Origin of the sequence: Chamaesiphon sp. VAR_69_metabat_338 (assembly GCF_031423935.1) — a bacterium.
Taxonomy (GTDB): Bacteria; Cyanobacteriota; Cyanobacteriia; order Cyanobacteriales; family Chamaesiphonaceae; genus Chamaesiphon.
Map to the genome: position 1 here is coordinate 1 of NZ_JANPGM010000601.1, position 2,804 is coordinate 2,804.

General features: G+C 47.4%; 3 protein-coding genes. 1 reads left to right on the top strand and 2 read right to left on the bottom strand.

Annotated features, from left to right (window positions below):
• Positions 1 to 38: 38 nt before the first annotated feature.
• Complete coding sequence (locus tag RMO84_RS16555) at positions 39 to 560, bottom strand: DUF6559 family protein (RefSeq protein WP_310489537.1); 522 nt, start codon at positions 558 to 560, stop codon at positions 39 to 41.
• 202 nt (positions 561 to 762) lie between these two features.
• Here RMO84_RS16555 and RMO84_RS16560 point away from each other — a divergent pair, with 202 nt between their 5' ends.
• Positions 763 to 1,692 (top strand): aldo/keto reductase, encoded by a 930-nt coding sequence (locus RMO84_RS16560; RefSeq protein ID WP_310489538.1) that lies wholly within the window; start codon positions 763 to 765, stop codon positions 1,690 to 1,692.
• A gap of 49 nt (positions 1,693 to 1,741) precedes the next feature.
• Here RMO84_RS16560 and RMO84_RS16565 read toward each other — a convergent pair whose 3' ends face one another.
• A complete protein-coding gene (locus RMO84_RS16565; protein ID WP_310489539.1) occupies positions 1,742 to 2,656 on the bottom strand; it encodes an alpha/beta fold hydrolase in 915 nt (304 codons plus the stop codon).
• Positions 2,657 to 2,804: the final 148 nt, after the last annotated feature.

The window sequence follows — 2,804 nt, forward strand, 5'->3', positions numbered from 1 at the left end:
ATTTCGCCTAGCTACTTAACGCGATCGATACTCAATCTTTAATAATTTCCACCACCAAAATCTCCACCTCCAAAATCTCCGCCAGTATAGCTACCAGCATCATGATGCCCAACACTGGTATGACCGCCATCATGATGCTGCTGAACCTGTTCCGCAGGTGCCGAAGTACCTGAATCGTGATGATGCCCATTAGCCGCTGACTGAAAGTCAGGATCGAGCACCATCGTCATGTTGAATTCTACATTGTTACCAAATAAGCACTGACCGATCTCACTTTGCATCGCTTGATAATCGCAAGATTCACCGAGTGAATGGTGATAACTATTAAAGTCAAGATCGTTGCAATATATTGCCAATCCATAGCCCTCGTAGTTAGTGTTGAAGCCTGCTTCATCGATCGCGGTTTTGACTTGGAGGGGCGTATATGAATCTTGTTTGCCATATCGAGCTTGAAGTAGCCGCCCGAGGCGACGTGCATACAGTCGAATCGCTTGAGATTTTCGCGATTTTTGGATATTGGCAATTATTTCTGACCAAGCTGTTTGGAAAAGATTCGCCACGATTGCACCTCATGATTTCTCAGCTTCATTTTAACGCACTCGATTCTGGCCAAATTTTACTTGCAGTTGGTAATTAGGTCTCGATCGTTGCTAATATCGCTAAAATACGGGGCACCCATCGGACGGCAATCGATGAGCGCAGTCATTCCCGACTGTGGTTTTCGTTAAAATCAAGAGATATTCTTTGTTATTTCCCGCAATTATGGCAACTACGATCCTTGGCAAGACTGGCATTGAAGTAACACCGATCGGATTTGGCACTTGGGCTTGGGGTGATTCTCTCTTTTGGGGGTATGGAAAAGATTATGGTGAACTGGAGTTGCGGCTAGCTTTTCAAGCCGCAGTTGCCGCCGGAGTGACCTTTCTCGATACGGCAGAAGTGTATGGGCTGGGTAAATCTGAAGAACTCATCGGTAAATTTGTCAAAGAAACCAATGCCCCTATTCAAATTGCGACAAAATACATGCCGCTACCTTGGCGGTTTCGCACTGAAGATGTGGCCGATGCCCTCACAGCTAGCCTCAAACGCTTAAAAATGTCCTCGATCGATCTTTATCAAGTTCACTTTCCCGCACCATTCTTCCTGAGCCAAGAAGGGTTGATGAATGCGCTAGCTGATGAGGTGGAGCAAGGCAGGATTAAAGCGATCGGCGTGAGCAATTATAGTGCCGACCAACTTCGCGAAGCCCATCGCCTCCTCGCCCGACGCGGTGTGCCATTGGCTGTCAATCAAATGCGGTATTCGCTAATTACTCGCGAAATCGAAACAAATGGTGTCTTAGCCACCGCTCGGGAGTTAGATGTGACAATTTTGGCCTATAGTCCGCTGGCTCAAGGATTGCTTTCGGGTAAGTATACGGCTAGCAATCCGCCCAGTGGTGCGCGCAGTCTCGATCGTCGGTTTCAGGCGGCTGGCTTGCAGAAACTTCAACCCATGTTGGATAAGCTCCAGGAATTAGGCAATAAATACTCAAAAACGCCCGCTCAGGTAGCTCTCAATTGGCTGATGTGTCAGCCCGGTGTGATTCCGATCCCTGGGATTAAAACTGCCGCCCAAGTGGAGCAAAATGCTGGCGCATTAGGCTGGGAATTGTCAGCAGATGAGGTGACAGCTCTACGTTATCTGGGTTAAAAATTGATAGTTGATAATTGATAATTTAATAGTTATCAATTATCAATTATTAATTTAAGGTCGATCGACAGTATTCTTTGACCCAATTATGAACGATCGCATTTACTTGAGTTGGACTCTCATCATGGGGACAGTGCCCTGCTGATAGGTAATATTCTTGCAATTGCGGATAATATTCGCGGAATTTGGCACCACGATTGCGGGCATCGATCCAGGGATCCCCTTCTCCCCAAATCATCAGCAAGGGACACTGCATTTTGCCCAGCAACACATCGACTTTTTCGCCTTGTTGGTTGCTAAAGATCGAGCCGAATACTTGGGGCGCACCGCGATCGCAAGAAGGGCGATAAATTTCATCGACTAACTGCTCGGTAACAGCCGTTTCATCTACATATACTTTCTTGAGCGTATTGCGAATAAATGCTTTCCGCTGCACGAATTTATAAAGTAATGAATTCCCGATCGGATGCCGCAAAAATCCAGTTAATAGTTGATTGATTGCTTTTTGAAATAGGTTTGGTTCCTTGGGATGAGTGCTGTCGGTAAAGGGGCCAGCACTATTGAGCAAAATCAGACCAGCAGCGGATTCGGGATGTTCGGCGGCAACGCACAATGCTGCATAACCGCCGAGTGAGTTACCCGCTAAGACAACAGGTTGACCGATGACTTCGGTGATGAAATCGTGTAATTGCGATCGCCACAGCTCGGCTGTATAGTTCCAGGCTGGCTTCGCCGCACGCCCAAATCCCAATAGATCGATCGCCCAAACCTGGAATTCTTGACTGAGTTCGGAGATATTCTTGCGCCAATGATCGGTCGATGCGCCAAAGCCATGAATCAATAGTAGCGGCGGTCTGTGGGCTTTGGCTTCACCCGCACACACGTAATAAATCTGCTCTCCCCGCCAATGCCAATATTGACCGGGCAGCGGTTGTGTGGAAATGAGTGGCGTAGTTGTGGTCATGGCGTGAAGGGAGTGTGGAGATAGTCGCTCTACTAACTATGTTAGACATTTCCGCTAGCTCCAGCAAACCCCACTCTGGTTGGGGCATAATAAAGAGAGTTGTCCCATAAACCAAAGAGGAAATCCTAACGTGTCTGTCGAAACTATC

What these genes read in the sequence shown, in the direction of transcription:
- RMO84_RS16560 (WP_310489538.1), top strand. Translation starts at nt 763, where the DNA reads ATGGCAACTACGATCCTTGGCAAGACTGGCATTGAAGTAACACCGATC.
- RMO84_RS16565 (WP_310489539.1), bottom strand. Translation starts at nt 2,656, where the DNA reads ATGACCACAACTACGCCACTCATTTCCACACAACCGCTGCCCGGTCAA.